The organism is Rhodococcus sp. LW-XY12 (genome assembly GCF_019317345.1).
Classification (GTDB): domain Bacteria; phylum Actinomycetota; class Actinomycetes; order Mycobacteriales; family Mycobacteriaceae; genus Rhodococcus; species Rhodococcus pyridinivorans.
The window spans coordinates 22,710-45,918 of sequence record NZ_CP079225.1 but is presented as its reverse complement, the minus strand read 5'-3'; the positions used below and the strand labels follow the sequence as shown (position 1 = coordinate 45,918).

Below are 23,209 nucleotides of genomic sequence, written 5' to 3'. Positions count from 1 at the left end.
CGGGCCATCACCGCCCCAGTAAAGCACGGCCGAAAAGGCATCGGATCGGGGCCGGACAAACGAAAACGAGGTCACGATCTCCGAAGAGTTCGTGACCTCGTCCGTCGCAGTTCGTGGAACTGCACACTGTGGGCGAAGGGGGACTTGAACCCCCACGTCCCGAAGGACACTGGCACCTGAAGCCAGCGCGTCTGCCATTCCGCCACTCGCCCGAGCAACGCCGAAAACAGTAACACACACCGGAGCCGAACAACTATTCGCCTGGTCAGAGGGCCGCGAACACTTCCGGCTCGATCGCCGAGCACATCCGGGCGAGACGTGCCGCATACCGCAGGGTCGAATCCGGGGAAAAGTGGATACCATGCAGTGACGAGATCTGCATTGCGACACGCTGAGTACGGAAAGGGGGTCGCCATGGGCATCGCCCAGCGCTTCGAGCGCAAACTCCAGGCCGCGATCGGCGACGCTTTCGCCCGCGTGTTCGGCGGCGGCGTCGTGCCCCAGGAAGTCGAGGCGGCGCTGCAGCAGGAGGCAACGGACGGCGTCCGACAGCTCGATCGGGGCAACATGCTCGCCCCCAATCACTACGTCATCACGATCAGCGAAACCGATCACGACGCCCTCGCAGCGGATCGGGACTTGACTGTGAAGGCATTCTCCCGTCACCTTGAGGACTTCATCCGAGAACAGGGATGGCAGACATACGGTGAGATCCAAGTCGTCTTCGAGTCGTCGTCGGCACTGCACACCGGGCAGTTCCGGACTCGCGGCTCGGTAGATCCCGATGCGGGGCGCTCAGCGACGCGTGCTCCGTCACCGCGGAACCCGCAGAACCGCCCACCCGTGACCTCTGAACCAGGAGCTGGCCCAATGACGCAGAACCCCGGCTACGACCCCAGCCGTGACCCCGCCGAGGCGGAACCGCAGTACGCACGGAACGGTCACGCGCACGTCGGCCAGGAGCAGCGCTACAACCAGGGCTACGGCAACGCCGGCTACGACCAGGCTCCCGGCGGTTACGACCAGCAGGGCGGTTACGACCAGCAGGGCGGTTACGACCAGCAGGCGTACGGCCAGGCCTACAGCGAGCAGGACTACCAGCAGGGCGGCTACGACCAGGGTGGCTACGACCAGCAGGCCTACGGCGCTCGAGGCGCCCAACCGCAGGCGTACGGCCAGGACTACCCGCAGCAGGGCGGGTACGACCAGCAGGCGTACGGCCAGCAGGGTTACGCACAGCCCGGTTACGACCAGGCCTACCAGGACCAGGGCTACCAGCAGGGCGGCTACGGCCAGCAGAGCTACGCACAGCCGGGTTACGACCAGCAGTACGGCGCGCAGCAGGGCGGTTACGACCAGGGCTACACCGCCGCGGCCCCCGGCTACGACCAGGGTTACCAGCAGGCCGGCTACCAGTCCCCCGCCGCCGGTCGGGTGCTGACCGCAACGCTCCAGCTCGAGGACGGCAGCGGCCGCTACTACCAGCTCCGCGAGGGCAGCAACATCATCGGCCGCGGCCAGGACGCACAGTTCCGCTTGCCCGACACCGGCGTCTCGCGTCGCCACATCGACATCCGGTGGGACGGTCAGGTCGCGATGCTCTCCGATCTCGGGTCGACGAACGGCACGACGGTCAACGGCGCCTCGGTGCAGGACTGGCAGCTCGCCGATGGTGACGTGATTCGCGCCGGGCACTCCGAAATCCTCGTGCGCATCCTCTGATCAGCCGGTATCGAAGGACCCACCGGACCCGTTCATACCGTCCGACGCGTGTGACAGCGCGTCGGACGCTGCATGGAGTCGTCCGGTGTCCGTATTGTGAGTGACCGCACGACCTGGAACACGACCGGTCGACTACCCCGAAGGAGGATGCACCGTGCAGGGGCTGATTCTGCAGCTGACCCGAGCGGGATTCCTCCTCCTGCTGTGGTTGTTCGTATGGGCGGTGTTGCGCACGCTCCGGTCCGACATCTACGCCGGTGCCGCGCGACCGCTCCCGCGTTACTCGCCCAAGCAGTCGGTGCTGCCGACGCTGAGCCGTAACAAGACCGCCAAGTACCTGGTGGTCACGCAGGGCGCGCTGGCCGGCACGAGGATCACGCTCGGCACCCAGCCGGTTCTCATCGGCCGTGCCGACGACTCCACACTCGTGCTGACCGACGACTACGCATCCACGCGCCACGCACGCCTGTCGCCACGAGGTTCCGACTGGTACGTCGAAGACCTGGGGTCGACGAACGGCACGTATCTCGACCGCGCGAAGGTCACCACCGCTGTCCGTGTCCCGCTCGGAACCCCGGTCCGGGTGGGCAAGACCGTGATCGAGCTCCGCCCGTGACCCTCGTACTCCGATATGCCGCCCGCAGCGATCGCGGCCTCGTGCGCTCCAACAACGAGGACTCCGTCTACGCCGGTGCCCGCCTGCTCGCCCTCGCCGACGGCATGGGCGGCCACGCGGCCGGTGAGGTCGCCTCACAGCTGATGATCGCGGCGCTCGCCCACCTCGACGACGACGAGCCGGGCGGCGACCTCCTCGGTAAGCTCGCCGCGGCCGTCCGCGAAGGCAACGCCTCCATCGCCGACCAGGTCGAGGAAGAGCCCGAACTCGACGGCATGGGCACGACGCTCACGGCCATCCTCTTCGCAGGCAGCAAACTCGGACTCGCCCACATCGGCGATTCCCGCGCCTATCTGCTGCGCGACGACCAGCTCACCCAGATCACCCGCGACGACACCTTCGTGCAGTCGCTCGTGGACGAGGGCCGCATCACCCCCGAGCAGGCGCACACGCACCCGCAGCGGTCGTTGATCATGCGCGCCCTGACGGGCAGCGAGGTCGAACCGACCCTCACCGTGCGCGAGGCCCGCGCCGGCGACCGCTACCTCGTGTGCTCCGACGGTCTGTCCGACGTCGTCAGCGACGAGACGATCGCCGACACCATGCGGCAGGGCACGCACGACGAGTGCGCCGACCGGCTCATCGAGCTGGCGCTGCGCAGCGGCGGCCCCGACAACGTCACCGTGGTCGTCGCCGACGTGATCGATCTCGACTACGGCCAGTCGCATCCCATCGTCGCCGGAGCGGCATCCGCGGACGACGACGAGGACACTCCCCCGCCGAACACCGCAGCGGGTCGCGCCGCCGCAATGCGGCCACCGCGCGCCACCCCGAAGCGGGTCATCAACAAGGCCCCGGAACCGGCGCCGAAGAAGAAGCGCAGCCGCCTGTGGTGGCCGGTCGCCGCCGTCGTGATCATCGCGGTGCTGGTCGGTGGCCTGTTCGTCGGCCGCCAGCTGATCCGCAACAACTACTACGTCGGCGCCGACGACGGTCGCGTGACCGTGCTGCGCGGTATCCCCGGCGACGTCTTCGGTTACTCGCTGCAGGAGGCCGCGCGCGTCGGGTGCGTCACCGACGAGGGCGACCTCACGCTCGTCGATCCGAACAGCGCGTCGTGCCGGGTCATGCTCGTCGACGACCTGTGGCCCGCCGCTCGCGAGCAGGTCCGTGCCGGGCTTCCGTCGGGGTCGCTCGACGACACCCGCGAGCAGATGCAGCGGCTCGCCGAACTGGACCTGCTGCCGGTGTGCACCCCGGAGGAACCCGAGCCCGCTCCCGCACCGGCCCCCGGCCCGGGAGAGCCGACGCCGACGCCCGGACCGAACGGCACCCCGCCCACCGAGACACCCACGGTGCAGCCGCCGGCGTCCGGTGAGCCGCAGCCGGGCCAACCGGCACCGGCCTCCCAGCCCGGCGAACTGCTTCCCGGCGAGCCGACTCCCGGCGAACCCGCTCCGAACACGGAGCCGGCTCCCGAGCCCGCGCCCCAGATCCCCGGTCAGAACTGCAGGGTGGGCGCCTGATGTCGGTGTCCCATGGTGTGGGGGACTTCCCGAGCCCTCCGGGAGGTTTCGCCCCGGCGCCCGTCCAGTCGACCCGGCGCAACACCGAACTTGCCCTGATCGTCGCGGCCATCGGTGTCACGACGGTGTCGCTCATGCTCGTCGAGGTCTCGATGGAGCAGGCGCTGACCCTCGACCTGCTCAAGTACGGGGTGACCTTCGCTGCGCTGTTCCTCGCCGCGCACCTCGCGGTCCGGCGCTTCGCGAAGTACGCCGATCCCCTGCTGTTGCCGATAGTCGCGCTGCTCAACGGTCTCGGACTCGTGCTCATCCACCGGCTCGACCTGTCCGATCAGGAGAACGCCCGTTACATGGGCCTGCCGCCGCCGTCGCCCGATGCGACGCAGCAGGTGCTGTGGACGGCGCTCGGCATCGCACTGTTCATCGTCGTGCTCGTGTTCCTGCACGATTACCGTCTGCTCGCGCGGTTCAGCTACACGCTCGGTCTCATCGGCCTGATCGCACTCGCGATCCCGGCCCTGCTGCCGAGCAGGTTCTCCGAGGTCAACGGCGCCAAGATCTGGATCCGGCTGCCCGGTTTCAGCATCCAGCCCGGCGAGTTCGCGAAGATCCTGCTGATCATCTTCTTCGCATCGGTCCTGGTGGCGAAGCGCGACCTGTTCACCACCGCAGGCAAGCACTTCCTGGGGATGGACTTCCCCCGCGCCCGCGATCTCGGCCCGATCCTGGCGGCCTGGATCATCTCGATCGGTGTGATGGTCTTCGAGAAGGACCTCGGCACGTCGCTGCTGCTGTTCACCACCGTGCTGGTGATGCTCTACATCGCGACCGAACGTGTCGGCTGGCTGATCATCGGATTCTCGTTGCTCGCCGTCGGCTTCTACGCGGCGTACCAGATGTTCGGTCACGTGCGGGTGCGCGTGGAGACCTGGCTCGATCCGCTCGCCGACTACAACAACACCGGCTACCAGATCTCCCAGTCGCTGTTCGGTCTCGCGACCGGCGGAGTCGCCGGCACCGGCCTGGGCAGCGGACGGCCGGGGCAGGTGCCGTTCGCGAAGACCGACTTCATCGTCGCCGCGATCGGTGAGGAACTCGGCCTGATCGGCCTGGCCGCCATCCTGCTGTTGTTCCTGATCCTCGTCGTCCGCGGCATGCGCACGGCGCTGGCGGTGCGCGACAGCTTCGGCAAGCTGCTCGCCGCCGGCCTGTCGTTCACCCTCGCCGTCCAACTGTTCGTGGTGGTCGGCGGTGTCACGAAGTTGATCCCCCTGACCGGCCTGACCACACCGTTCGTGTCCTACGGTGGTTCGTCGCTGCTCGCAAACTATCTGCTCCTGGCTCTGTTGATGAAGATCTCGCACGCTGCCCGCCAACCCGCGATCCCCCGTAAGAAAGCGCCCACGCCGATCGCCGAGGCCAAGACGGAAATGATGGGGCGCGAATGAACGGTCCGCTCCGCAAGGTCGCGATGGCCGTGATGTTCATGGTCGTCGCGCTGCTCGCAAACGCCACCTACGTGCAGGTCATCAAGGCCGACGATCTCCGTACCGATCCGCGCAACTCGCGTGTGCTGATCGACGAGTACTCCCGTCAGCGCGGACAGATCGTCGCGGCCGGTCAGGCTCTCGCGGTGTCGGTGCCCACCGACAGCCGCTACAAGTACCTGCGCGAATACCCGGCGCCGCCGACCCAGCCGATGAGCCCGCTGGCCTACGCGCCGGTGACCGGCTTCTACTCGATGCAATACGGCAGCACCGGACTCGAACGGTCCGAGGATTCGCTGCTCAACGGTTCCGACAACCTGCTGTTCGGACGTCGACTGTTCGACCTGGTGTCGGGCCGCAACCCGCGCGGCGGAAACGTCGTGTCCACGATCGATCCGGTCGTTCAGCAGGTGGCCTACGACGAGCTGACCTCGAAGGGTTACACGGGCTCGGTGGTCGCGATCGAACCGAGCACCGGCAGGATCCTCGGGATGGTGAGCACGCCGAGTTACGACCCCAACCGGTTGTCGGGACACGACGGCGCCGCGACCTCGCAGGCCTGGGACGAGCTCAACGCCGATCCCGAGAAGCCGATGCTCAACCGCGCGATCTCCCAGACCTACCCTCCGGGCTCGACCTTCAAGGTCGTCGTGACGGCGGCCGCGCTCGAGAACGGCGTCACCCCCGACACGCAGTTCACCGCAGCGCCGCAGATCACCCTGCCCGACACCGCGACGACCCTCGAGAACTACGGCGGGGCCGCGTGCGGCGACGCATCGACGGTGACGCTGCGGGAGGCGTTCGCGCGGTCGTGCAACACGGCCTTCGTCGAGATGGGCATCGACGACGGACGCGAGGCCCTGGTCTCGCAGGCGGAGAAGCTCGGCATCGGCGAGACCCTCGACGTCCCGCTGCCCGTCGCGGCGAGCACCGTCGGCCCCATCCCGGACGGCGCGGCACTCGGCCAGTCGAGCATCGGCCAGCGGGATGTGGCCCTTACTCCGTTGCAGAACGCGTCGATCGCCGCGACCATCGCCAACGGCGGGGTGCGCATGAAGCCGTATCTCGTCGACCGTCGGCAGGGGCCCGACCTGACGGTGCTCGAGGAGACCAAGCCCGAATCGCTGGGCCAGGCGATCTCGCCGGAGGTCTCGGCGACCCTCACCGACCTGATGATCGGTGCCGAGAACAACGCCGGCGGTGGCGGTGCCATCCAGGGTGTGCAGATCGCGTCGAAGACGGGCACCGCGGAACACGGCAACGATCCGCGGAACACCCCGCCGCACACCTGGTACATCGCATTCGCACCTGCACAACAACCCCGCATCGCCGTCGCGGTGATCGTGGAGGACGGCGGCGACCGAGCACTCGCCGCGACCGGCGGTTCGGTGGCCGCCCCGATCGGACGGGCCGTCATCTCGGCCGGATTACAGGGAGGCTGACATGGCTCTGAGCAGCGGCGCCATGATCGCCGACCGTTACCGTCTCCAGCGACTCATCGCGACCGGCGGAATGGGTCAGGTGTGGGAAGGACTCGACACCCGGCTCGACCGGCGGGTCGCGGTGAAGGTCCTCAAGGCCGAGTTGTCCGGCGACGAGGACTTCCTCGCCCGGTTCCGTTTCGAGGCCCGCACCACCGCCCAGCTCAACCATCCCGGCATCGCCGGGGTGTTCGACTACGGCGAGACCACCGACGCCGAGGGCCAGTCCATCGCCTATCTCGTGATGGAACTCGTACACGGCGAACCGCTCAACGCCGTCCTGTCGCGGCTCGGACGCCTGTCGCTGCCGCACGCGCTCGACATGCTCGAGCAGACCGGACGCGCCCTGCAGGCGGCCCACAACGCCGGCGTGGTGCACCGCGACGTCAAGCCCGGCAACATCCTCATCACCCCGACGGGCCAGGTGAAGATCACCGACTTCGGTATCGCGAAGGCAGTCGACGCCTCCCCGGTCACCCGCACCGGCATGGTGATGGGCACCGCACAGTACATCGCTCCCGAGCAGGCACTGGGTCAGGAGGCGACGTCCGCGAGCGACGTGTACTCGCTGGCCGTCGTCGGCTACGAGGTGCTGTCGGGACGCCGTCCGTTCCTCGGCGACAGCGTCGTGACCGTCGCGATGAAGCATGTCCAGGAGACCCCGGCGCCGCTGCCGACGGATCTTCCGCCCGAGGTGCGCGAACTCATCGAGATCGCGATGTCGAAGGACCCGGCCTACCGCTATTCGAACGGTGGCGAATTCGCCAACGCCGTCGCTGCGGTGCGGTCCGGACGGCCCGTGCCCCCGCCCGGCAACGTGCCGCCGGTGACCAGCGCCAACCGCGTGCTTCCGCCCGGCGTGCCCGGGACGACGGCCCACACTTCTTCGACCCGTGCCCTGCACCCGACGCAGTACGACCAGACGGCCTATTCGTCGGTTCCCCGCTCGGCTCAGCCGCCGACCGCCGGCCGTCCGCCGGTGGCAGGTCCGCCGACTACGGGAGTGCCGGCCGACGATGACGGACGACGGTCCCCGAGTCCCACAGCGCTGGCCTGGGCCGCAGGTGCGGCAGTGGTGCTCGCCCTCGTGACGCTGGGAATCGTGCTGTTGGGTGGCGACGACGAGGAGACCCCGCGCGCTCCGTCTCCGACGACGCAACTCACCACGACCCGCGCGACCACCACGACGACCCGTCCGCCGCTGACCACCACGACGACGTTCGTGCCGCTGCCGCCGCCCGTCGAGACGGAGACCTTCACGCCTCCTCCGACCACGACGACGACGCAGCCGCCGACGACCACGGTGGAGCCGACGACCGAGCCGACCACGACGCAACCGCCCACCACCACGACCGCCCCGACCACGACGACGACCACCACCACAGCGGAGGACACGGGTGGCGGCGACGGCGGCACGGGCGGCGCGGAGGGTAACGGCGACGACGAGACCGACCCCGAGGCCGCCGGTGGAGGGGACGACAATTCATCCGAAACCAGCAACGGTACGAACAACCAAGGAACGTCATGACCACACCCCGCAAGCTCTCCTCCCGCTACGAGCTGGGTGAGATCCTCGGCTTCGGCGGTATGTCCGAGGTGCACCTCGCGCGGGATCTGCGGCTCGGCCGGGATGTGGCCATCAAGGTGTTGCGCGCCGACCTCGCACGCGACCCCACGTTCTACCTGCGCTTTCGGCGCGAAGCGCAGAATGCCGCTGCGCTGAACCATCCGGCGATCGTCGCCGTCTACGACACCGGTGAGGCCGAGACCGAGGCCGGGCCGCTCCCGTACATCGTCATGGAGTACGTCGAGGGCGACACGCTGCGCGACATCGTGCGCGCCGACGGGCCGATGACCCCCAAGCGGGCGATGGAGATCATCGCCGACGTGTGCGCGGCCCTGGACTTCAGCCACCGCAACATGATCGTGCACCGCGACGTGAAGCCGGCCAACGTCATGATCAACAAGGCCGGCGCGGTGAAGGTCATGGACTTCGGCATCGCCCGGGCCATCTCCGACGCCGCGAGCCCGATGACGCAGACCGCCGCGGTGATCGGCACCGCACAGTACCTCTCCCCGGAGCAGGCGCGCGGTGAACAGGTCGACGCCCGGTCCGACGTGTACTCGGTGGGCTGCGTCCTGTTCGAGATCCTCACCGGCGAGCCCCCCTTCAAAGGCGACTCGCCCGTCGCGGTGGCCTACCAGCACGTGCGGGAGGATCCGCCGCTGCCGTCATCGGTGAATTCGTCGGTGCCGCCCGAGCTCGACTCGGTGATCCTCAAGGCGATGGCGAAGAACCCCGCGAACCGCTACCAGTCGGCTGCGGAGATGCGCAGCGACCTGATCCGCGTGCTGAGCGGGCAGCGTCCGAGTGCGCCGATGGTGATGACCGACGAGGACCGCACGACGCTGATCGACTCCGTCGACAACAACACGGGGCGGCACGGCCGCGTCGCGGCCGCCGGTGCCGCCGGGGCACCCGCCGAGGATTCCGGCGGCGGCTCAGTTCTCAAAAAGGTGCTGCTCGGCATCGCCGCGCTCGCCGTGGTCGGTATCGTCGGCGTCTTCCTGTGGTCGCTCGGACCCGGTTCGACGGCCGCCCAGGTCACGGTGCCCGACGTCCGCAACGTCTCCGCCGAGCTCGCCGAGAGCCAGCTGCAGAACGCCGGCTTCCGGGTCTCGATCCAGCAGAAGAGCGATCCGGTCGTCGCGAACGGCAACGTCATCAACACCCGTCCCGTGCCCGGGAGCCAGGCCGAGGAGGGTTCGACCGTCACCCTCGAGGTCTCGACAGGACCGGAACAGGTGCAGATCCCGCGGCTCGAAGGCATGACGCAGGAACGCGCAGCCCAGGAGCTGTCCGCCGCCGGTCTCCGGCTCGACCCGAACGTCGGACGTGCTCCGTCGAATGCCGACGACGAGGACCTCGTCGTCGACCAGAGCCCCGGTGCGGGAGCCAGCGTCGACCGCGACAGCCCCATCACCATCACTTTGGGATCCGGCCCCGAACTGGTGCGCGTCCCCAACGTCGTGGGCCAAACCGTCGAGGTGGCGAGCGACAACATCGAGGGTGCCGGTTTCGAGGTCGTCGTCGAGAACATCGACTCCAGCGAGACCGAGGGCACCGTCGTCTCGACGAGTCCGGCCGGTGGCGCCTCCACCGAACAGGGGTCGACGGTGACGGTGCGGGTGTCCAACGGCGACCGCATCGAGATGCCCGTCGTCACCAACCGGTCGGTGTCGGATGCACTCGCCGCTCTGCGCGGCGCCGGCTGGACGGGCAACGCCTCTCAGCTCCAGCAGACGCGTGAGGCGACACTCGATGTCGATCTCGTCGGCACCGTGATCACGCAGGCCCAGCCGCCGGGTTCGGAGATCTCGAAAAACCAGCCCCTCACCGTGGGCGTCGGTGTGCTCGGCATCCGCTGAACGAGCTTTCGACGAAAGGCGCCGATCCTCGAAGGACCGGCGCCTTTCTCGTCGGAAATGGGGTGCGTCAGGCGGCTCCGCCGTCGAGCGCGCGTGCCATCTGCGCCTCGAGGCGCGCGACGAGCGTCTCGTCCGGTGCCTCGCCGCAGGCCGCGAGCCAGTTCGCGAGCATGCGGTGACCGCCCTGGGTGAGCACCGATTCGGGGTGGAACTGCACACCGTGGATCGGCAGCTCGGCGTGACGCAGGGCCATGACGATGCCGGTCTCCGTGTGGCCGGTGGGCTCGAGTTCGGCGGGCATCGTCTCGGGCAGCACGGTCAGCGAGTGGTAGCGGGTCGCGGTGAACGGATCGGGCAGGCCCGCGAGCACACCAGCACCATTGTGACGAACCAGGCTGGTCTTGCCGTGCAGCAGCTCGGGGGCGCGATCGACGGTCGCGCCGAATGCGACACCGATGGACTGGTGGCCGAGGCACACACCGAGCAGCGGAGTGCTGCTGTCGGCACATGCCTTGACCAGATCGATGCTCGCCCCGGCGCGTTCGGGTGTGCCCGGCCCTGGGCTGAGGAGGATGCCGTCGTACTCCTTCGCGACCCGCGCGAGAGCACCCGGTGCGGTGAGCCGCTCGTCATCGTTGCGCCACACGTCGGCCGTCGTTCCGAGCTGCCCCAGATACTGGACCAGGTTGAAGACGAAGCTGTCGTAGTTGTCGACGACGAGAATGCGCATGAGACGAGGGTACTCAGTGGCCGGTAGAGGGCGACCCGCCCGGTGGCCGGTAGAGGGCGACCCGCCCGGTGGCCGGTAGAGGGCGACCCGCCCGGTGGCCGGTAGAGGGCGACCCGCCCGGTGGCCGGCAGAGGGCGACCCGCCCGGTGGCCGGCAGAGGGCGACCCGCCCGGTGGCCCGATTCGGACAGTGCTCCCGGGCACCGCTCAGCGCGCGGACGAACTACCGGTGTAGGCGGGGACCGACAGATCCTCCGACGCCTGCTGCGTGTAGCCGAGTTGATAGCGGGCCGCGTACTGCTTGTAGATGCGGATACCGGGCTCGGCGTCGAGCGCGGCCTGCAGCCGTGCCGGGTCGCCGAGCGCGGTGACGACATAGGGCGGTGAGTAGGTGCGTCCGTGCAGCAGCAGCGTGTTGCCGATGCAGCGTGGTGCCGACGTCGCGACGATCCGCTGATCCTGCATGGCCACGGCCTCGGCACCGCCGGCCCACATCGCGTTGAGCACGCTCTGCACGTCCTGCTGGTGCACGACGAGATCGTCGGGTGAGGCACCGGACGGATAGCGTCCGTTGGCGTCGCGGGGTGCGTCGGTGAGAGTGACGGTCACGCCCGGACCGCGGCGGGCCACGAGTCCGGCCGGGTCCTCGATCGCGGACAGGTCGTCGAGCACCGCGGCGACGTCCTCGTCGTTCACCGCGGCACGGTCCTGGAGTTCGTCGATGCGGGTAGTGAGATCGTCTCGGGTGGCGGCCAGTTCGTCGGCCTTCTCCTGCGCGGCCCGGACCAGATCGGACAGTCGCGGGGAGTCGCCGGCGCGCAGTTCGTCGCCTTCGGACACTCCGCGGGTGGTACCCACGAGCAGACCGGCCACGAGGCAGACGGCGAGGGTCGCGACACCCCACACGGGCGCGCGCAGTCGTCGTTCCGACACGTTGTACCTCCGATCCTGGCCTTACGTTAGCGTGATCTCAACAGGTAGTTGACCGACCACTCCATCCGTGTACGACGGGTGGAGACGTGAGAACGAGGACACCATGCCCAAGTCGAAGGTTCGCAAGAAGGACGTCTCCGCGACCCGGACGGTGAGCCGCACACCGGTGAAGGTCAAGGGCACGCCGTCGAGCACGTTGTACGTGACGGTGATGCTCGCCCTGATGGTCATCGGGTTGCTGTGGCTGATCGTCTACTACCTCGCGGCCGAGCAGATCACGTGGATGAACGATCTCGGTGCCTGGAACTTCCTGATCGGTTTCGGGTTCATGGTGGTCGGTCTGATCATGACGATGAACTGGCGCTGACCTCCACCCCGCTCGGGTTACACCGATGTTATTCATCCCCACCTGGGGATAACACTGTGCACAACCCGGTGAGAGGTCCCCGGGGAACGGATCGGAAGAGGACGCAGATGCCCGACGAGACACCGCTGCGGTGGGCGACGCCGCCCGCCGCGATAGCGGCGTTGTCGGCCGCCGGTATTGCCTTGGCCGTGACCGCCGCGGTTGCGGTTCCCGACGCGGCCGGTCGCGTACTGGTGGGTTTCGCGGCGGTGCTCGTCCTCGTGATGGTCGCGCTCGCGTTGCGGCAGCGTCCGCGTCTCGAAGTGCTCCCCGGAGGAACGGGGATCGCGACGATGCGGTTGACGGGTCGTCGCGAGTTCCCGCGCGCGGCCCTGCACCGCGTGCGGATCGTCGAGTACCCGCGCTTCGGGCGGCGCGTGCCGATGCTCGAGATCGACACGATCGACCCCGCGACCGGCACGGAGAACCTGATGATCTTCGGCCGGTGGGATCTGGGCACCGACCCGCGGAAGGTGCACGCCGCGCTGGCGATGCGCGATCTCGCGCCCGATCAGACACCCAGTTGATCGCGTAGCCGCACGACGGCGAGCACGATCGCGACCAGCGTCACCGCGACGACCGCGACCAGCGCGATCCATCCGGTGCGCACGATGCGGTCCCGGTCGGTGCCGGCACCGAGATACTGCGGGGCGTAGAGCAGGGCCGCTGTCGCGGCGGCACCGGCGACGAGACCGCCCAGGTGACCCCACAGGGAGATGCCCGGGACGGTGATGCTGATGATCACGTTGAGGCCGACGATGGTCAGCACGGGTGCCGGGCTGCGACGCAGGCGCAGCAGGATGACGGCCTGCGCGCCGAGCAGACCGAAGACCGCTCCCGACGCTCCGGCGGTGACCGCTCCGGTCTCCATGAACATCACTGCGGCGGACCCGCCGAGGATCGACACGAGGTAGACCGAGAGGTACCGGGCGCGTCCGAGCACGAGTTCGGTGTCGCGTCCGATCACCCACAGGGCGAACATGTTGACGGCCAGATGGAGCAGGCCGAAGTGCAGGAATCCGCTGCCGAGGATCCGGATGTACTCGCCGTGCGCGGCGATGATGGGCGGCCACAACGCCCAGTCGAGGAACAGCGCCGAGCCCTGCTCGTTGGTCATCACGCTGCCCGACTGCGCGGCGGTGATGCCGAAGACGAGCACATTCAGCGCGATGAGCACGTACGTCACGATCGGCGAGGGCCGATCGGAACGGACGGGTGCGCCGGCGATGGTGCGGGCCTGCGGTGTCGACCGTTCGGCCGCGGCGACGCAGTCGACGCAGTGCTGACCGACCGAGGCGGGACGCAGGCACTCGGGGCACGCGGGCCGGCCGCATCGGGAGCAGGCGAGAAGGGTCGGGCGGTCGGGATGGCGAACGCACCGCGGCTGGGGTTGCGGGCCACCACCCTCGGCCGCGGAGCCCCAGCCGGGGTTCGTCATGGGAACTCTCTCAGGAGATGGTGATGCTGTTGATCACGACGTCGTCGACCGGGCGATCGGCGCGGTCGGTGGCGGTGGTCGCGATCGCGTCGACGACCTTCTTCGACTCGGCGTCGACGACCTCACCGAAGATGGTGTGGCGACGGTTGAGGTGCGGGGTCGGGCCGACGGTGATGAAGAACTGCGAGCCGTTGGTGCCCGGGCCGGCGTTCGCCATCGCGAGCAGGTAGCCGCGGTCGAACTGCAGCTCGGGGTGGAACTCGTCGGCGAACTGGTAGCCCGGGCCGCCGCGGCCGGTGCCGGTGGGGTCGCCACCCTGGATCATGAAGCCGTCGATGACGCGGTGGAAGACCGCGCCGTCGTAGAACGGACCGCTGGTCTCGCCCTTGGCGTTCTGGGTCTTGTACTCCTTGGTGCCCTGAGCCAGGCCGACGAAGTTCTCGACGGTCTTCGGCGCGTGGTTGCCGAAAAGCGCAATCGCGATGTCGCCGCGGTTCGTGTGGAGCGTGGCCGTTGCTGTCTGATGCGGTGAAGTCACCCCACCATGGTGCCATTGCCCGCTTCCCGGGCAGGACAGGCGGCGCGGGACACGCTCTCCGGTCACGACCACAGGTCCGGGCGGTATGGAAGAGTGGACGCATGAGCAAGCTGATTCATGCCGAGACCGACGACGTGTGGCTTCCGGCATTCGTGCGACGTCACGACGAATCCGGCAATCTCGCGGGTGCTCTCCGCGTGGCCGGCGAGGGCGCGGTAGCTCTCGCGCAGGGCTCGAGTGCGGCCGGACTGTTCGCAGCACGCAAGGGTCTGGACGTCGCGGGCGAACTGCTCTCGGTGGCCCGGCGGGCCGCGGCCGAGCGGTGTGCCGCGAAGTCGTCCTCTCGTCCGGAGCGCACGGGCAGGCGGTTCGGTCTCGTCGTCGCCGGCGCGGTTGCCGTCGTGGCCGCAGGCGGGGTCGTGTTCTACCGGCGACGACGGCCGGATCACCCTCCGATCGCTCCGGAACCGCCGCGCGTGCGGCCCGCGGAGTCCGCGGCGACGACGACCGACGAGGCCGCCTCGACGCCGGTCTCCCCCGAGTCCATCGACACCTCGGAGGCCTGATCGCCGTCCGCGGTGCCGAATTCTCGTTCCGCCGATCGGATCTCGCGGTCGACGATGAGGCACGCCGCGAAGTAGAGCGCGCCGAGGAAAGTGAGCAGGACGGGGACGAAGGCCAGGAATTCCATGGCCACCTCCGTTCCGATCCGCGATGGGGATCGGCGAGTGACGGGCGGGGCACGTCGTCGGTGACTATTCGAGCGTAGGCGCGTCCGGGAGTACCCGCACGTCCCCGACGACTTCCGCGGTAGTGATCTAGTTCACATCCGACTGCTTCATGATCGACTCGGCCGAACCTGTGATAAGAGGCACATCCGGGTGCATACTCACCAGTAGGCACGCGACCCGGAGGCAGTCATGGCAGAGAGCGCCGATGCCCGAACCCCACAGGTCACCGAGCGGCAGGCTCGTGAAGTAGCGGAGCAGGCGCGCGAATCCGAGTGGAACAAGCCGTCCTTCGCGAAGGAACTGTTCCTCGGACGGCTCACCCTCGACCTCGTCCACCCCTTCCCGCGACCGACACCCGACGAGGACTCCCGTACCGAGGAGTTCCTCGCACGCCTGCGCGCCGCGTGCAGTTCGATGGACGGCAGCCGCATCGAACGCGACGCGCGGATACCCGACGAATACGTCCGCGAGCTGGCCGAACTCGGCTGCTTCGGCATGAAGATCCCGCAGGAGTACGGCGGCCTCGGGCTGTCGCAGGTCGCCTACAACCGGGCCCTGACGGTCGTCGCCTGCGTGCATCCCAGCATCGGCGCGCTGCTGTCGGCCCATCAGTCGATCGGTGTGCCGGAACCGCTCAAGCTCGCCGGCACCCCTGAGCAGAAGCAGCGCTTCCTGCCGCGATGCGCGCGCGGCGCCATCTCGGCTTTCCTGCTCACCGAGCCCGACGTCGGGTCCGACCCCGCCCGACTCGCGTCCACCGCCATCCCGGTCGAGGACGGCAGCGCCTACGAACTCGAGGGCGTCAAGCTGTGGACGACCAACGGGGTGGTCGCCGAACTGCTCGTCGTCATGGCCCGCGTACCGGAGAGCGAGGGCCATCGCGGCGGGATCTCCGCCTTCGTCGTGGAAGCGGATTCACCCGGCATCACCGTCGAACGCCGCAACTCCTTCATGGGCCTGCGCGGCATCGAGAACGGCGTGACCCGGCTGCACAAGGTGCGGGTTCCGAAGGAGAACCTCATCGGACGTGAGGGCGATGGGCTGAAGATCGCGTTGACGACGCTCAACGCCGGTCGCCTCGCCATCCCCGCGATGTGCTCGGGTGCCGGCAAGTGGGCGCTGAAGATCGCCCGCGAATGGTCGTCGGAGCGGGTGCAGTGGGGCAAGCCGGTCGGTGAGCACGAGGCCGTCGCCGCGAAGATCTCGTTCATCGCCGCGACCACCTACGCACTCGAGTCCGTCGTCGAACTGTCGGGCCAGATGAACGACGAACAGCGCAACGACATCCGCATCGAGGCGGCACTGGCGAAGTTGTGGGCGAGCGAGATGGGATGCCTCATCGCCGACGAACTCGTGCAGATCCGCGGCGGACGCGGCTACGAGACCGCCGAGTCGCTGGCGGCGCGCGGCGAACGGGCCGTTCCCGCAGAGCAACTCGTCCGCGACCTGCGGATCAACCGCATCTTCGAGGGGTCGAGCGAGATCATGCGTCTCCTCGTCGCCCGCGAGGCGGTCGACGCCCACCTGCGCGCAGCTGGCGAACTCGCCGACCCCGATTCGACGGGCAAGGAGAAGGCGCAGGCCGCGGTACGGGCGAGCGGGTTCTACGCCCGATGGCTCCCGAAACTCGTCACCGGCAAGGGACAGCTACCGCGGACCTACAACGAATTCGGTTTTCTGGCAACACATCTGAGGTACATCGAACGCAGCTCGCGCAAGCTCGCCCGCTCGACCTTCTACGGGATGGCCCGCTGGCAGGCCGGACTCGAGAAGCGGGAGAACTTCCTCGGACGGATCGTCGACATCGGAGCCGAGCTGTTCGCCGCGACCGCCGTGTGCGTGCGCGCCGAACGGCAACGCGTCGACGGGAACCCGGGAGCCGACACGGCCTTCGAACTGGCCGACGCGTTCTGCAAGCAGTCGCGGCTGCGCGTGGAGAAGTTGTTCGACGCCCTGTGGACGAACACCGACGCCGAGGATCGTCGCACCGCGGCCGGCGTTCTCGAGGGCAGATACGAGTGGCTCGAGCGCGGTGTGCTCGATCCGAGCGAGGGCACCGGTCCGTGGATCTCCCGCTGGGAACCGGGCCCGTCGACCGAGACGAACGTCGCGCGCCGGATCATCGACACCCGTCACTCGGTGTAGACCCCGCACACGAATCCGGCCCGCACCCCCGGAAGGGAGTGCGGGCCGGATCGATTGCGGATTCGAAGGAGCGTCAGAAGGCTCCACAGTTCGACGGTGCGGGCTCACCGCGCAGTCGCGCTTCGATGTACGCGACGGAGTCGGGCAGTCCGCCGATCATGGGCACCGCATGGTTGATGATGAAGCCGGGCAGGATCGGCGGCGTCGTGTTGGGCAGGAACTGCACCGTCGCGCCCTGATCGCACCAGTCCAGCGCCAGCTGACGGCCCTGACCGTAGGGGACCGTGTCGTCCTGCGTGCCGTGCTGGAGGAGGACGGGCACGGCAGGCGTGCGGTTGCCGATGCGCTGCTCCGCGAGGATCTTCTGGACCTGGGGCAGGCGGTCGAGCACGACATCGAGGGGCTCACCCGTGCGGGTGTAGTCGCCGGTGCGCTGGAATGCGAAATTCGCCACCGTCTCCGGGACGCACTGGTTCGCCACGGCCGCGAGCATCTTGCGGCCGCGATCACTGATCTCGGCGTCGATCTCGTCGCGGATCTCCGGGTAGGCGTCGGCCAGACCGTTGATCGTGTACCCGATGGCACCGGTGAGCAGCGTGCCGTCGATCTGCTTCAACGTGGCCACGAGGTCGGCGGGCGGAGCACCCACGTAGGCGCCGACGAGGTTCAGTTCGGGGGCGTACTCGGGTGCGAGCTCGGCCGCAGCGCCCGACGCGCCGCCGCCCTGCGAGTAACCGAAGAGGCCGACCGGGCTGTTCTCGGTCACCGACGCGTTCTCGAGCTTCAGCGCCGCGCGCACCGAGTCGAGCACCGCGTGGGCTTCGGCGGCGCGGTTCACGTAGGTGTGGTGCCCCGGCGTACCGAGACCGTCGTAGTCGGTGACGACCACGGCGATGCCGCGCAGCAGCAGCGCGTTGATCGACAGCACCTCGTACTCGGTGAAGAAGTCGAGGGGCGGATTATAGTTGACGAGCGCGCCGAGATTGCGGGACGGCGCGCACTGGTCACCCTGACCGTGGGTACCGACGGCCAGCGCGACGAGCGGCCGGTCGCCGGGACCGTTCCACGGCGTCGACGGCTCGATGTAGGTGCCGCTCACCGCGTTGGGTGCGCCCTTGGCGTCGTTGCTGCGGTACAGCAGCTTGGTGCCCTGACCCGGGAAGATGCCGTCGGCGACCGGTGCGCGCAATGCCAGATCGGACGGTGCCGTGCGCAGGACGTCGCCGGGAGCACCCGTCGGCAGTGGGTCGGGCGGGAGATAGAAGTCCGTCTCGGCTCCCGCTGTCGCCGCGGTTCCGAGAATTCCGCCGGCAAGGACGGTCGTCGTCACCGCCGCGGCCATCCACTTCCGAGCGCGCCCCACCATGTTGTTCCTCCACCTGGATCCACCGGAACCGTGTGTCCCTCGTCACGGCGGTACGGACTGTAACACGTACTTACCGGAAAGTAAGGTCGGCACTTCCCTCCCTGTCTGCCACAATCGTTCTTCGCGCCCGAAGCGGTGCATTTGTCCGGCGCACCCGGAGCGAGTCGGGTCCTCGGCAGCACGACGGACGAGCAGCCTCTCGAGGAAGGGAAGACATGGCAATCGGTGTCGGCCTCCGGATCGGGCGAGTCGTGTCCACGGCGGTCATCGCATCCAACGAACCCGGCACTCCCGACCCTGTCGTCCTCGCCCGCGACTCCGTCCTGCACGTCGACCACGACGGCAACACGTCGCTCGGCAGCGTGGCGCACGGGGACGAAGCACGCACGATCGCGGGCTTCCTCACGCGGGTCGGCGACGCCTCGGGCATCACCGCGAGCGACGGTCGCATGTACCGCGCCGAGGACGCGATGGCCACCGCCATCCACTGCCTGTTGCGGGAGTGCCACCCGTTGCCGACCTTCGGCGGCATGGACCGGGACAGCGACCCCGGCTACGCCGCCACCTACCCGTCGCACTGGGATCCGGACACCATCGCGACCTTGCGTGCCGCCCTGGACTACGCGAATCTGCGGCACGTGGATCTCGTGTCCGACGCGCAGGCGGCCGCCGCCTGGTACGCCTCCGAGATCTCCGAGACCCCTGGCCAACTCGTGGGGGTCTTCCATCTCGACGACGGCGGCTCGACCGTCACCCTCGTACGCTCGGGCGTGCCCGCCGGCAAGGCCTACCGCACCCCCGCCCAGGGCGCACCGTCCCCGGCAGCCCAACTCGCCACGGCCCTCGGATCGTTCGGCTGGATACCGGACAATCTCGAGGCCGTCGTCGTCATGGGCGACGGTCTCGTCGCACGAGATCGCACCCACATCCAGGAGATCGCGAACAGCCTCGCCACGAAGCTCACGGTGCGCAGCCTCGTCGGGCCGGGCCCGGAACAGACGGCGGCGCTCGGCGCCGCGATCCTCGCGGCCGGATTCACGCCGGCACGCGAGACCAACAAGACCCGGATCGGACTTCCACCTTCCTACGACGAAACCGACGTACTCACCGGCGGTTTCGCTCGGCTGCGCGAACTCGAGGAGAGACGTCTCGGGGCCGAGAGCACCGCCGAGAACCGCGGAGCCGCGAGGAAGGAGGCCACACCCGTTCCGGTGCTCACCACGGGCACCGCAGACGAGAACACCGGCAACACGAGAACGGTCGTCATCGGGGTGGTCGCCGTTCTCGTGCTGATCGCGATCCTCGCCGGCATGCTGCTCTGATCGATCTCCTGTCTCCGATCGACCCTGCTCAGTCCGCCGGGGTGCGGTCGGGAGCCGGAACCGCAGCGAGCGCGGCGGCGTCCTCGTCCCCGAAACGGTCCTCGAGCACGGCGGGAGCGAAGTCGAGATCGATCTCCTCCAGCGGGCGTCCGCGCGCGGATTCTATTGCGCCGAGCCGTCTCTGTGCCCGGTCGGCCGCATAGGAGATGAACTCGTCGTTGTCGAGACCGTAGGGCTGTTCGTCGAACTGCTCGTTCTGCCACTGGATCATTCCGGTCGCGAGGGGAAGCAACTCCTCCATCCGCTGCAACACGACGTTCCAGTTCGAGTCGTCCGCTGCCACATGCCGTCGGCAGGTGAACGTGCCCCAGGCCATGTGCCGGCGCTCGTCGGAGCCGATCCGCCGGATGATCTCCTGCATGCCCGGCAGGATCCCGTACTTGGTGCACACCTTCTGCCACGCGTAGTAGCCCGTCAGCGCGAGACTGCCCTCGATGACGTGGTTGTAGGTGACACTCGCGCGGACCTGATTGGCCGGGGACGGATCTCGATCGAGCACGCGCAGGCTGTGCGGCAGTTCCTCGTAGAACAGCCGCCGGTAGTAGGGATTCTCGGCAACGAACGGGTGCAGGTCGGATGTCAGTCCCACGGTGTCCATCCAGCGACGGAACACCTGCACGTGCTTGGCCTCCTCGTAGCAGAACTGGGTCAGGTACATCTCGTCACCCAACCGGCCCTCCACTTCCATGGCGCGGAGGAACGGAAGGATGTCCTGCGTGACGGCCTCCTCGCCGGCGACGAACAACGCGACCAGATAGGTCGAACTGCGGCGTTGTTCCGAGTTGAGCGACGCCCAGTCCTCGGCGTCGTGGGAGAAGTCGATGTCCATCGGATCCCAGTGCGCTGCGTTGCCCTTCGCGAAGAGCCGGAGCGGGAAGGCGTCCCAGTTCAGGCCGCCTTCCCGCAGCGACGCGAAACCCTGACGCAACTGTGTAATCTCGGTCACACCCTCGAGGCTAGACCTCGATTCCACATACGTCGCGGTCTTGTCTCAGTCACCCAGCAAGGTGTCGCCGGGATACCCCTTCGGACCGAATCCCGGAGGGACGAGAAAGACCGCCGACCCGATCGGCGTGATCCACGGATTCAGCGCGTCGTGCTCGGCGAGGCGCTGCTGCACCGGGACGAACTGACGGTCCACGTCCACCTGGTAGGTGGCGAACAGCAATCCGGCGCCGTCCTGGTCGTCGTAGTTGTAACCCCGTCGCAGGAACTGCTCGTCGCCGGTGCGGGGACGTGCCCGCGCGACGTGCGATTCCGGCGGGATCACCGGGATACCGAACCGGTCGGTGGCCTCGAAGTCGGCGTCGTCGTGTTCCTCCGAACCCGTCAGCGGAGCACCGTTCGACAGTCGCCGGCCGACGGCGAGTTCCCGAGCGGGACGGTCCAGCTCGTCCCAGGTGTCGAGTTCCATGCGGATCCGGCGTAACACGAGCGAGGTGCCACCGGCCATCCACGGCGGGTCACCCGGATTCCACACCTGCCGGTCGAAGTCCGGGCTGTGCGGCGCGGGATTGACGGTGCCGTCTACCTGCCCCATGAGGTTGCGCATGGTCGTCCCGTCGGGTCGCGTGCCGGCCGCACGCCGGAACCCTCGCTGGATCCAGCGGACCGTCGCCACCGATCGCACACTCCTGGTGAGTGTGCGGACCGCGTGCGAGACGGTCACCGGGTCGTCGGCGCAGATCTGCAACAGCAGGTCGCCGCTGGACCATCGTTCCTCGAGCCGGTCGATCGGGAAGGCCGGCAGCGGCTTCAGCCACGCGGGTCGTCGGTCGGTCAGGCCCGCGGCGTCGAAGACCGCGGGACCGTAGCCGACCGTGACCGTCAGCCGGGCCGGGTCGACGGCGAGTTCGGGTTCGGTGTCGCCCAGCGCCGGCGTCCCGGTGGTGAGTCGCCGCGAATCCTCGGCCCACACCCGCATGATCCCGACGAGCCCGTCACGATCGACACCCTCGGCGAGGTCCAGTGCCACGAACGACGCGAAGGACTGCGCGGGGGTGTCGATACCGGCCTGATGGGTGCCGTGGATCTCCACGGTCCGCGCGCCGATCGGTTCGGAGATGCGGGACGCGACCGCCGTCCCACCTCCGACCGCGCCGAGTCCTGCTGCACCCAGCGCGGCGACACCGCCCCCGAGCAGGGTGCGTCGAGTGAATCTAGCCATCGTGGGTTGCCCCGTCGTGGGACGGCACGTACTCCTCCTGTGCCCCGGCGAAGTCGCGGACCTGGGCCGTGAACTCCTCGGTCGATCCGTCCGCGAACTCGAGTGTGAAGGTCACCGTGTTCCCGGGTCGCAGAGGCTCCACGAGGTCCATGAGCATGAGGTGGTCGCCGCCGGGCGCGAGGCTGTGCACGGTGTCCGCGGGGATGACGAGCCCGTCCCCCATCTCCTGCATCACCATCGAGGCGCCGCCGGACGACACCATCTCGTGCAGTTCCGTGGTAGCGGATGCAGGACTGGACGCGCCGACGATGTGCACGTCACTGCTGCCGGTGTTCTCGATCTCGGCGAAGGCACCGGTCATCCCGGTGTCGGATGCCTTGACCCAGGCTTCGGACACGACGACGGCCTCGGCCGAGTCGGTGGTGCCGGTGTCGGAACCGCAGGCGGCGGCGAGCAGGGCCGTTGCGGCGATCGCAGTGCCGAACATGGTCTTCTTCATGATTCTCCGTAAGTGTCGGTGCCTCTGCGGGCACACGGAACGAGCGGTCGCCGGCGGCGGCGACCGAGAAGGTTGACCTAGCGGAGAACAACGGGAGGTGCGCGGCTGCCGGTTCCGCCGACGAGTAGTACGCCGGGACCGATATCGGGGCGGTGGATCGTCGGGACAGGTTCGGCGACGGCCACGGGCAGCGTGCGGTACGTCTCGGGAACGATCCGGCGCAGCGCTGCGAGTGCTGCTTCGCAGCCCTTCTCGGCACCCCGTACCAATACTGCGGCGAGGAGGACGGCAACCGCGTGGGCGGACATCATTCCGGATCCCGGTGTGTGCAGGTGACCGTCGTGGAGTCCCAGCACGAGGTGGCCGGCGACCTGCCCGAGGACGAGGACGAGCGGCACCGGAAGCCTGGTTTCGCCGATGAGGACTCCGACAGCGAAGGCAAGCCCGAGGAGGAACACCAGGGCGTCCTGGTGGGGAATCGCTCCGCCGGCGAAGGCGTGCGCGGCGATGCTCAGTGCGGCCGAGATTCCGCTCACGAAGACCGCGCGCATGCGCATCACGGTGTTCACCTCGGCCATGAAGTCAGAATACTTCCCTCACCTGCGATTACTACC

The 23,209-nt window shown here is 68.5% G+C and carries 21 protein-coding genes and 1 tRNA gene; 12 read left to right on the top strand and 10 right to left on the bottom strand.

All coding sequences use genetic code 11. The features are described 5' to 3' along the window. Positions 1-129 precede the first annotated feature (129 nt). Positions 130-212: transfer RNA gene (locus KXC42_RS00210), tRNA-Leu, on the bottom strand. Positions 213-414: 202 nt separating this feature from the next. Between KXC42_RS00210 and KXC42_RS00205 the strand changes: the two genes are divergently transcribed. The 7 genes from KXC42_RS00205 to pknB all read left to right on the top strand — a co-directional run bounded on the left by KXC42_RS00205 (position 415) and on the right by pknB (position 10,261). Next, entirely contained in the window at positions 415-1,722 is a 1,308-nt protein-coding gene (locus KXC42_RS00205) for a DUF3662 and FHA domain-containing protein (protein ID WP_219129752.1), read from the top strand. Between the two features lie 154 nt (positions 1,723-1,876). Beyond that, entirely contained in the window at positions 1,877-2,338 is a 462-nt protein-coding gene (locus tag KXC42_RS00200; protein ID WP_006550946.1) for an FHA domain-containing protein, read from the top strand. Continuing rightward, positions 2,335-3,864, top strand: a complete 1,530-nt coding sequence (locus tag KXC42_RS00195) for a PP2C family serine/threonine-protein phosphatase (protein ID WP_006550945.1) — start codon at positions 2,335-2,337, stop codon at positions 3,862-3,864. Before KXC42_RS00200 ends, KXC42_RS00195 begins: the two co-directional genes overlap by 4 nt. Then, on the top strand, positions 3,864-5,312 hold the full coding sequence (locus KXC42_RS00190; RefSeq protein WP_006550944.1) for an FtsW/RodA/SpoVE family cell cycle protein: 1,449 nt from the start codon (positions 3,864-3,866) through the stop codon (positions 5,310-5,312). Before KXC42_RS00195 ends, KXC42_RS00190 begins: the two co-directional genes overlap by 1 nt. Beyond that, the gene (locus KXC42_RS00185) at positions 5,309-6,793 is read left to right on the top strand and encodes a penicillin-binding protein 2 (RefSeq protein WP_006550943.1); all 1,485 of its coding nucleotides are present in this window, start codon (positions 5,309-5,311) and stop codon (positions 6,791-6,793) included. Before KXC42_RS00190 ends, KXC42_RS00185 begins: the two co-directional genes overlap by 4 nt. 1 nt (position 6,794) lies before the next feature. Further along, positions 6,795-8,360, top strand: coding sequence for a serine/threonine-protein kinase (locus KXC42_RS00180; protein ID WP_024102565.1), 1,566 nt, complete (start codon positions 6,795-6,797; stop codon positions 8,358-8,360). Further along, on the top strand, positions 8,357-10,261 hold the full coding sequence (gene pknB / locus KXC42_RS00175) for a Stk1 family PASTA domain-containing Ser/Thr kinase (protein ID WP_006550941.1): 1,905 nt from the start codon (positions 8,357-8,359) through the stop codon (positions 10,259-10,261). The genes KXC42_RS00180 and pknB overlap by 4 nt, the downstream gene beginning before the upstream one ends. Before the next feature lie 67 nt (positions 10,262-10,328). Here the strand turns inward: pknB and KXC42_RS00170 are convergent, their stop codons facing one another. Both KXC42_RS00170 and KXC42_RS00165 read right to left on the bottom strand, forming a co-directional pair. After that, on the bottom strand, positions 10,329-10,991 hold the full coding sequence (locus KXC42_RS00170) for an aminodeoxychorismate/anthranilate synthase component II (RefSeq protein WP_006550940.1): 663 nt from the start codon (positions 10,989-10,991) through the stop codon (positions 10,329-10,331). Between the two features lie 206 nt (positions 10,992-11,197). Further along, positions 11,198-11,923 carry a DUF881 domain-containing protein gene (locus KXC42_RS00165; protein WP_039584449.1) on the bottom strand — a complete coding sequence of 242 codons (726 nt, stop codon included), beginning with the start codon at positions 11,921-11,923 and terminating at the stop codon, positions 11,198-11,200. A 103-nt stretch (positions 11,924-12,026) separates the two neighbouring features. Between KXC42_RS00165 and crgA the strand changes: the two genes are divergently transcribed. Both crgA and KXC42_RS00155 read left to right on the top strand, forming a co-directional pair. Beyond that, the gene (crgA, locus tag KXC42_RS00160; RefSeq protein ID WP_006550938.1) at positions 12,027-12,290 is read left to right on the top strand and encodes a cell division protein CrgA; all 264 of its coding nucleotides are present in this window, start codon (positions 12,027-12,029) and stop codon (positions 12,288-12,290) included. A 107-nt stretch (positions 12,291-12,397) separates the two neighbouring features. Beyond that, a complete protein-coding gene (locus tag KXC42_RS00155) occupies positions 12,398-12,856 on the top strand; it encodes a PH domain-containing protein (protein ID WP_219129751.1) in 459 nt (152 codons plus the stop codon). Here the strand turns inward: KXC42_RS00155 and KXC42_RS00150 are convergent. Continuing rightward, positions 12,841-13,767: a rhomboid family intramembrane serine protease gene (locus KXC42_RS00150; RefSeq protein WP_006550936.1), complete on the bottom strand. Its 927-nt coding sequence runs from the start codon at positions 13,765-13,767 to the stop codon at positions 12,841-12,843. The two genes, KXC42_RS00155 and KXC42_RS00150, sit on opposite strands and share 16 nt — an antisense overlap. Before the next feature lie 10 nt (positions 13,768-13,777). After that, a complete protein-coding gene (locus tag KXC42_RS00145; protein WP_024102562.1) occupies positions 13,778-14,305 on the bottom strand; it encodes a peptidylprolyl isomerase in 528 nt (175 codons plus the stop codon). Between the two features lie 101 nt (positions 14,306-14,406). Here KXC42_RS00145 and KXC42_RS00140 point away from each other — a divergent pair, with 101 nt between their 5' ends. Together KXC42_RS00140 and KXC42_RS00135 are read left to right on the top strand one after the other, a co-directional pair. Further along, complete coding sequence (locus KXC42_RS00140; protein ID WP_219129750.1) at positions 14,407-14,871, top strand: hypothetical protein; 465 nt, start codon at positions 14,407-14,409, stop codon at positions 14,869-14,871. A 354-nt stretch (positions 14,872-15,225) separates the two neighbouring features. Next, positions 15,226-17,181: an acyl-CoA dehydrogenase family protein gene (locus tag KXC42_RS00135; protein ID WP_219129749.1), complete on the top strand. Its 1,956-nt coding sequence runs from the start codon at positions 15,226-15,228 to the stop codon at positions 17,179-17,181. A gap of 73 nt (positions 17,182-17,254) precedes the next feature. On the opposite strand, the gene KXC42_RS00130 is transcribed toward KXC42_RS00135, so the two are convergent. Next, positions 17,255-18,547 carry a lipase family protein gene (locus KXC42_RS00130; protein ID WP_033098094.1) on the bottom strand — a complete coding sequence of 431 codons (1,293 nt, stop codon included), beginning with the start codon at positions 18,545-18,547 and terminating at the stop codon, positions 17,255-17,257. Positions 18,548-18,762: 215 nt separating this feature from the next. Between KXC42_RS00130 and KXC42_RS00125 the strand changes: the two genes are divergently transcribed. Then, positions 18,763-19,869, top strand: coding sequence for a hypothetical protein (locus KXC42_RS00125; RefSeq protein WP_006550931.1), 1,107 nt, complete (start codon positions 18,763-18,765; stop codon positions 19,867-19,869). Positions 19,870-19,897: 28 nt separating this feature from the next. Here KXC42_RS00125 and KXC42_RS00120 read toward each other — a convergent pair whose 3' ends face one another. The 4 genes from KXC42_RS00120 to KXC42_RS00105 all read right to left on the bottom strand — a co-directional run bounded on the left by KXC42_RS00120 (position 19,898) and on the right by KXC42_RS00105 (position 23,173). Further along, a complete protein-coding gene (locus tag KXC42_RS00120; RefSeq protein WP_219129748.1) occupies positions 19,898-20,875 on the bottom strand; it encodes a R2-like ligand-binding oxidase in 978 nt (325 codons plus the stop codon). Positions 20,876-20,920: 45 nt separating this feature from the next. Then, positions 20,921-22,096, bottom strand: coding sequence for a Dyp-type peroxidase (locus KXC42_RS00115; RefSeq protein ID WP_006550929.1), 1,176 nt, complete (start codon positions 22,094-22,096; stop codon positions 20,921-20,923). Further along, entirely contained in the window at positions 22,089-22,595 is a 507-nt protein-coding gene (locus KXC42_RS00110; protein WP_019290458.1) for a copper chaperone PCu(A)C, read from the bottom strand. Before KXC42_RS00110 ends, KXC42_RS00115 begins: the two co-directional genes overlap by 8 nt. Before the next feature lie 77 nt (positions 22,596-22,672). Further along, positions 22,673-23,173: a hypothetical protein gene (locus KXC42_RS00105; RefSeq protein WP_006550927.1), complete on the bottom strand. Its 501-nt coding sequence runs from the start codon at positions 23,171-23,173 to the stop codon at positions 22,673-22,675. Positions 23,174-23,209: the final 36 nt, after the last annotated feature.